We start from the raw sequence: 6,969 nt of genomic DNA, 5'->3' as shown, positions 1-6,969 counted from the left end.
TGACGGCCATACCGTTTCCATCCGCACCACAAAATCACACGGCCAGTATAATTACACCCAGATGGGAATGGCCAATACCAGAAACGGGAACCCGACAATCCCTTGGGAGCTCTTCAGAGCATTTGCTGATTCTCGCGGTCAGATTGATTGGCAGAGCCAGCATGCATCCTTCAAGGTCAAGGACCAGAAACCGCGCCTGTCAAAAAAGCTGCGTGAGTTCTTTCGGCTGACAGACGACCCGATTGAATACCTAAAGGAGGAACGCTGCTACCGCTGCCTTTTCACAATCAAGCCAGAGGGGGATGACGAATATGCATGACAAAAGCGTCCTTCATTATGATTTTGAAAAGTCCATGCCATCTTCTCTTAAGAAAGCAGCGGACTGGGCATGGACTTGTTATGAACGTCTTTGCCTGTCCTTTTGCACGACGATCTGTATCAAAGATGCAAAGTGTAAACTGCCGCCCCAATTAGAATCGCACAGCCATGTTGGAATTGAGGAAGCTCAAAAAGCATTTCATGAAGCACTGGCTTATTTGCCTGTAGTCGAGGCTGCTAATGACGAATGCCCGGCATGCACTGTTGTAAAAGCGCTTCACACATTTCCACTAATTGCTGCCCGGTCTGAAGCACCTCCCGTATCAGAAATGAAAATGAACGGTGTTGACTGCTATCCTGAAGTCGTTCCCATGGGAGCCAATACAAAAAGATCGTTTCCTTGCTGTATTATAAATACTTGGATAGGAGACTCCGAACACGTCACAGAAAATCAGTACAGGGAAATGGTGCTCCTCAATATGGATATTGAGGAGCTTCCTCCAATGCCTCCGTGGGAATATGAAAAAATCGAGTATTCCTTTATGCAAGGGCAAGCAGTCGTAAAACGATTATGGGCTATCAAGCAAGGGGAACCGGAAGAAGAAATTAAGAAGAGCGAGTTATTTGGATACAATCTTACCAACGCAATTGCGGCAACGATCTGCTTGAGAGACCTTCTTCGAGCAAATGTATTTTATCCCGGCTCAATACCTAAGGATGATTTTAGTGCCTTGGAACGGTCCCTTCTCGAGTGGATTAACCATTCGGTGGAAAACGAGCCTTTGCTTAAAAAAATATACAGTCAGTTATTTACGGACGAATCATCCGAAGCCACAAATCCGCTGGATACTCTTTCTGCATTCTATTCTGTAATGTTGCTTCATCATCCTGACATGCCTGCAATTAATGCTGACGCCGGAAAAACAAAGGAATCAGTTTCGGAAGTCATGAACAAATGTCTTGAAGACTCGTTGCAGCCGATCAAAGAGGCACGCGACTATATCGTTAACGCAAAGCTGCGAAACTGTATATATCCATCACCAGAAGGAAATGCCCAGTATCGTTCTACTTCAAGGTACTTCATGATGCTCCGAGAATATTGGATGCTTTGCCAAAAAGCTGTTAGTGATCGAACCAATCATCATGTGGCCTGGCACCCATACCCCATGTCAACCATTGTGATTAATTTGAAGCACCGGATTGATACTTGTATCAAGGGGATGTCTGAAACAGGATCTGACATTCCTCCGGATATTAGAAGTGACATGGATTATCTGGTGGAAGCCTTGTTGCACTGGGATGTCGATGAATTCAGCATTGGTGGTGAGGATTTGTTGAACAAGATCCAATCTGTCGCTTTGTGGATAGAAGAAACGGATATTCAAGTTGGTAGATCACTCTCGGCAATGATCCCTGAAGAGCAGACTTATATCGAATACGCACACCAACTCTTCGAGAAATATAACAAGGACGCCAAGACTGCTTTTCAAAAGATGTTGAGCAACGCCGACAAGCAAGCCGCACAGTTCAAAAAAAGACACTCAAGCCGATAGCCCCAAAGAAAAAAATGGTGAGACCTTCCCGCTAGCCCAAGGAACAAAGTGGAAGGATGTTAAAATACGTTTTTTAGAAACACCGGCTGTTTATGTCCCAAAGCATGATATACATGTGAGTATGTCAATAAGGATTACAGTAGGAGACGTGGAAAAAGTTGTTAGCTGTGATTCAATGGGGATGACTAGGAAGAACAATCAAATGCCCAAAGATCAGTGGGTATTACTTTACATGATGGCTCCTAAGTATGAAAAACTTGAAGCTTCTGGAAATGATTTAGGGCCAAGTAAATGGGCGGTATCTCAAATTAAAGAACTCAGGAAATCACTGAAATCGTTTTTCAAGATCCAAGGCAATCCCATCCAAGAATGGGACCGTGATTTCAATCGTTATAGTTGCAATTTTGAATTGATACCGGAGGATCATGGGAAATACTGACCGCTGGAAATCTGAATAAATATCACTTCCCGAAACCTGCGAGAGACTTTTGGTTTGTCTAAACGGGTGGTTTTTCAGACCGTTTGATGTCTTAACACAACCTCAAAATACCGTCATTTGGCTAAATGCTTAATCTGAAAGGATATCTGTAACCGGACGCGTGTTGGACCCTGTCCGAAGAAAACAGAGAATACCGCCCCAAACAGAGAATGAACGTCGGGAGAATGGAGAGAATCTGGTGGCTGGAGAGAGGTTCCGGAAAGATGTCAAAACGACCGAAACCCTTTGAATACAAGGGGAAAAAGAAAACCCGCCTACCCAGATAATTACTCTGGAGAGACGGGTTGCCATTTTCAAAATGGTGGAGGCGGCGGGAGTCGAACCCGCGTCCGAGAACATTCCACTGAAGTTTCTCCGTGCGCATCCCCTGTTTTCATTTAACGCCTTTTCGCTCCCAGAGGCAGGATCGATCAGGCGCGGTCCTGTTGATTTTCGCCAGTTTCCCCACAGGAAAAGGAAACCGGCTATCCTGTCTTGTCGACGCCCTCATCCGACCCGACAGGCGTGGCCGGGAGGACGGTAGCCTATGCGGCTACGGCGTAATCGTAGTTGTCTGCGATTATGTTTAATCCTACCTATTTAACGAGGCCTGTAGGAACCTCGGCACGCTTCTCCAGCTTCAACTATCCCCGTCGAAACCGGTACGCCCCCATGTAAAAGATCGAATGACACTGTTATTATATGAACCATAACCGCTGAAGTCAAGCACAGCGGCGGCCCTATTCCTTCCATTTGCGCGACTTGAGGGCCCGTTCCATCTCGCGCTGATCGTCCCGTTTTTTTATGTCGGCCCGTTTGTCATAGAGTTTTTTCCCCTTTGCCAGACCAATCTCAACCTTGACCTTGCCGTTTTTGAAGTAGACCCGCAGCGGGATCAGTGTAAGACCCTTCTCACTGGTTTTTCCGTACAATCGCCGAATCTCCCGTTTGTGCAGGAGGAGTTTCCGCTTCCGGAGCGGCTCGTGATTCGCCCGGTTTCCGTGGGTGTAAGGGCTGATATGCATGTCGTGAAGGAACACCTCGCCGTCCTTGATCCGGGCGTAGCTGTCCTTGAGGTTCGCCCGCCCTTCGCGGAGGGATTTCACCTCCGTGCCGACGAGGGCAATGCCCGCCTCGTACGTATCGTCTATGTGATAATTTCGGAAGGCCTGCTTGTTCCGGCATATCAGTTTTTCACCAGAGTCCTTTTTCGCCACTGGCGACCTCACATCGTTCCGGTCTTCACTATTCTGAAGACCTGCCCTTTTTTCTTCACCACCTCACGGGCACCGCTCATGAGGTAATCGGGTTTGACATGGCCCAGTGCCCTGAAGATGTTCTCCCTGACCTGAGGATTGTCCTTTTCCAGCTCGTTCAACAGGTTCTTGATATAACTCCTCTTTGAATCTACGCTGGACGGGCAGGGGTTCTCTATCACGGGAAAGGACCGCTCCGCCGCGTACTTCTTGATCAGCGGCTCTCTGATATACGCCAGGGGGCGAATGATATGAAACTTTCCCCGGAAGAGCGGCTGTCTTGGCATCATGGTGCTGATCTCGCGGGCGTAGAACATGTTGAGCAGCAGGGTTTCTATAATGTCGTCCTTGTGATGGGCGAAGGCGATCTTGTTGCACTCCTGTTCCTCGGCTATTTCGACGATTCGCTTGCGGCGCAGGCGGGAACAGAGAAAACAGGGATTTTTGCGGTTAAAGTCGCTGTGGGAAAGGACTCCGATATCGGTTTTCTCCATGATGTATTCACACTGCTCCTCTTCAAAATGCCGTCGGAGCATTTCATAGCCCTCATGGGACGGATCGAAGCCGAGGTCGATATTGACGGCCAGGACCGAAAAGGCCGGCAGATAAATCATGGGGGAACGAAGGAGGTCGAGAAGGACCAGGCTGTCAAGGCCGCCGGAAACACCTACAAGGACCCGATCACCTTCGTGGATCATATCGTATTCAACGGCGGCTCTCTCAAGCCATTTCTTCAGATGCAGATACAATTTCGTCTCTTTTTTCTTTGACACCCGGCCTTCTCCATTCAATAATGCCCGTATATGTTACCATTGTCGGGCATCCTGTTTACCATGAAGGCGGTGAAGTGTCCAATGGGAATACGTGCGGACAGGAAAGGCTTGCTGTCACTGTCTGAGAACAGGCGGGTATACGTTTTTCAGCGCAGGTCCGGGAACCCGCAGGATACGCAAAAAAAGTGGTATTGTTTTCAGTATGTTACTGATAATTTTTATCCGCTCACAAAAAAAATATTTGCAAAATTACCGCATCACATATATACAGAATCATAAATATGGAGTAGAAAGGGGGGGAATTTTTTTTGATATTTTGATTTCTGTTCCCCGCAACGTATTGATACTATACATTTTTTAGAGGACCCCCTTTCAGAACACCAAAAACTTTGTTAGATCTTTTAAGCTCTCCACATATGGGTAAGGCGTATCAACCGGGTAAGGAAATTCATAGTCTCACTGTTGAGCACGTTGCGGATAGTGCGCAATAACGAACCACATGAAACAGCCGTTCATTTTCAGAAGCCTTTGAAGCTTCTCATAGAAAACGGTAACTTCGCCGGAGAGTTTCATACATGATTCCATTACTCATCAATCAATCCGAGTCCATGGTCAAGGTCCGCCTGGTCACGTTGAAGGATCACGCGGAAGACGCCCTGAAACGCTTGCAGGAAATGGGACTGCTCCACGTGGAGGAAGCCCGGGAACTCAACCCCGTCGATCGTGAGGCGATAGAGAACCAGCGGAACCGGGTCAGGACGACCCTGAATACCCTCAACGACATCATCGACCGCCTTCCGGGCGAACGGACCGTATCGATCAGCGACGACGGGAGTCTTGCACTCGACGACATCATTGAGCAAACCGCCCGGATGCGCCGGAGCATTTCGGAAATAACCGACAAATACGACCTGTTCAAGGCCGACCTGGACAACCTGCTCGAACTCGGTCAGCACCTTGAGCTGCTGTCACGGAGCATCGACATCCCCCTCAGAGACCTTCAGTACTCCGGCAGTTACCTCTTCACCAATGTGGTGGTCCAGTCTGAAGAACTGCACCGGATCTTCGCGGAGCGGGCGTTCCCCCTTGTGCTCCATGAAACCTCGGTGGCCGGCGGCGGCGCCGTGGTCACCTACTTCGCGGCCAAGACAACGAACCGGAAAACCATAGAAACGATCATAAGGGACCTTGGGATCGCGACGCTGAAGATGCCTTCCGATGACATCACGGTGGGACAGTTCATAGAGCGGAACAGGGAGATCATACAAAAGCGCCGGCAGGGTCTGGAGGATCTCCAGCGGGAGATCCAGCAGACCGTCGAGAACAACCTCGAGGAACTCGTCCTCTTCAGGGAAGTGCTCGCGGGAGAGGATGAACGGCTGACGGTCCTGCAGCAGGCGAACGAGGCACGCTACGTGACCCTGATCGAGGGATGGGTTCCCGAAAGCCGCTCCGCTGAAATAACGGCGGGACTGCGGGAATTTCTCACTTACTCATATGTGGAAACAACAGAACCCGTCCGCGGCGATGCACCGCCGACAAAACTAAAAAACCCGAAGGGGGTGCAGCCCTTCGAGGTCATTGTCCAACTCTTCAGCCTGCCGAAATATGGAGACTGGGACCCCACACCCAGCGTGGCCTACTTTTTCGCCTTCTTTTTCGGCCTCATGCTGAACGATTTCATTTACGCCGTCGGTCTCCTCTTTCTGGCCCGGTTTCTTCTGGACAAGCTGGTGGACGACCCTACATCGGAAGGAACCCGCCTGTTCCGCAACGTCCTCTACATCAGCGGTTCCGTCGCCGTCGTTCTCGGTATCCTTTCGGGTACGTACCTGGGTGATTTCTTCCAGATGTTCTTCGGGATTCAGCTTGAGTCCCTGGCACTGATCAAGCGGGTCCAGACCCAGCTTTCGAATCCCATCTCCTTTATCATTCTTTCTCTCATCATCGGTCTCATCCACCTGAACATTGCACACATGCTCGCCCTCATCCGGGGGGTAAAGGAGCACCATCCGGGAATCGTTATCAGCAAGATCGGGCTCTTCCTTGTCCAGATATTCGGCATCCCCTACCTGTTCCAGAACATGCTGGGCATCAATCTGCTTCCCCTTGATCCCGCCCTGTACGGATCATTTCTCTATCCGCTTATCGGTGGTGTCGTCCTCGTTATCGTCGGTGCCTTCGTTGAAATGGGCGCTCTCGGCGCCGTCTTCTGGATCTTCGACCTGACGGGCATCCTGGGGGATGTCATGTCCTATTCACGCCTTGCCGGCGTGGGACTGGCGACCTTTTACCTCGCTTCATCCTTCAACCTCCTGTCTGACTGGGTCTCAAAAACGATCTCATCGGCCGTTCCGGGCATCATCGGCATCATCATGGCTTTTCTCGTCGGTGTCGTCCTGCTTCTGGCCTTTCATATATTCAACCTGCTCCTGAGCACGCTGGCCGCTTTCATCCACTCGCTCAGGCTCTGCTTCGTCGAATTTCTCCTGAAGTTTTATGAGGGCGGAGGGAAGGAGTACGCGCCCTTTCACCTGAAGTTTCGAAAAGAAATAATTGTCGGGAAAAAATCTTAAAGAGAGGTGAAAAAA

Annotated in this window: 6 protein-coding genes and 1 other RNA gene; 4 read left to right on the top strand and 3 right to left on the bottom strand. The window is 49.7% G+C overall.

Annotated elements, in window-relative coordinates:
* The 3 genes from JXO48_03665 to JXO48_03655 form a co-directional block, all read left to right on the top strand.
* On the top strand, positions 1-319 hold a 319-nt coding region (locus JXO48_03665; protein ID MBN2282966.1), incomplete at its 5' end, for a hypothetical protein.
* Complete coding sequence (locus JXO48_03660; GenBank protein MBN2282965.1) at positions 312-1,871, top strand: hypothetical protein; 1,560 nt, start codon at positions 312-314, stop codon at positions 1,869-1,871. The genes JXO48_03665 and JXO48_03660, both read left to right, overlap by 8 nt.
* Positions 1,872-2,019: 148 nt before the next feature.
* Positions 2,020-2,310: a hypothetical protein gene (locus JXO48_03655; GenBank protein MBN2282964.1), complete on the top strand. Its 291-nt coding sequence runs from the start codon at positions 2,020-2,022 to the stop codon at positions 2,308-2,310.
* Between the two features lie 359 nt (positions 2,311-2,669).
* Here JXO48_03655 and ssrA read toward each other — a convergent pair.
* The 3 genes from ssrA to JXO48_03640 all read right to left on the bottom strand — a co-directional run bounded on the left by ssrA (position 2,670) and on the right by JXO48_03640 (position 4,303).
* Positions 2,670-3,021, bottom strand: a transfer-messenger RNA (tmRNA) gene (gene ssrA / locus JXO48_03650).
* Between the two features lie 68 nt (positions 3,022-3,089).
* Complete coding sequence (gene smpB / locus JXO48_03645) at positions 3,090-3,566, bottom strand: SsrA-binding protein SmpB (GenBank protein MBN2282963.1); 477 nt, start codon at positions 3,564-3,566, stop codon at positions 3,090-3,092.
* Between the two features lie 8 nt (positions 3,567-3,574).
* On the bottom strand, positions 3,575-4,303 hold the full coding sequence (locus JXO48_03640; GenBank protein MBN2282962.1) for a tRNA 2-thiocytidine(32) synthetase TtcA: 729 nt from the start codon (positions 4,301-4,303) through the stop codon (positions 3,575-3,577).
* A 650-nt stretch (positions 4,304-4,953) separates the two neighbouring features.
* Between JXO48_03640 and JXO48_03635 the strand changes: the two genes are divergently transcribed.
* Positions 4,954-6,954 carry a hypothetical protein gene (locus tag JXO48_03635; GenBank protein MBN2282961.1) on the top strand — a complete coding sequence of 667 codons (2,001 nt, stop codon included), beginning with the start codon at positions 4,954-4,956 and terminating at the stop codon, positions 6,952-6,954.
* Positions 6,955-6,969: the final 15 nt, after the last annotated feature.

The sequence above is a fragment of the Deltaproteobacteria bacterium genome (assembly GCA_016933965.1).
GTDB lineage: Bacteria > Desulfobacterota > Syntrophia > Syntrophales > UBA2210 > JAFGTS01.
Note: the sequence above shows the minus strand (reverse complement) of the source record. Positions and strands in the feature narration are given on the sequence as shown.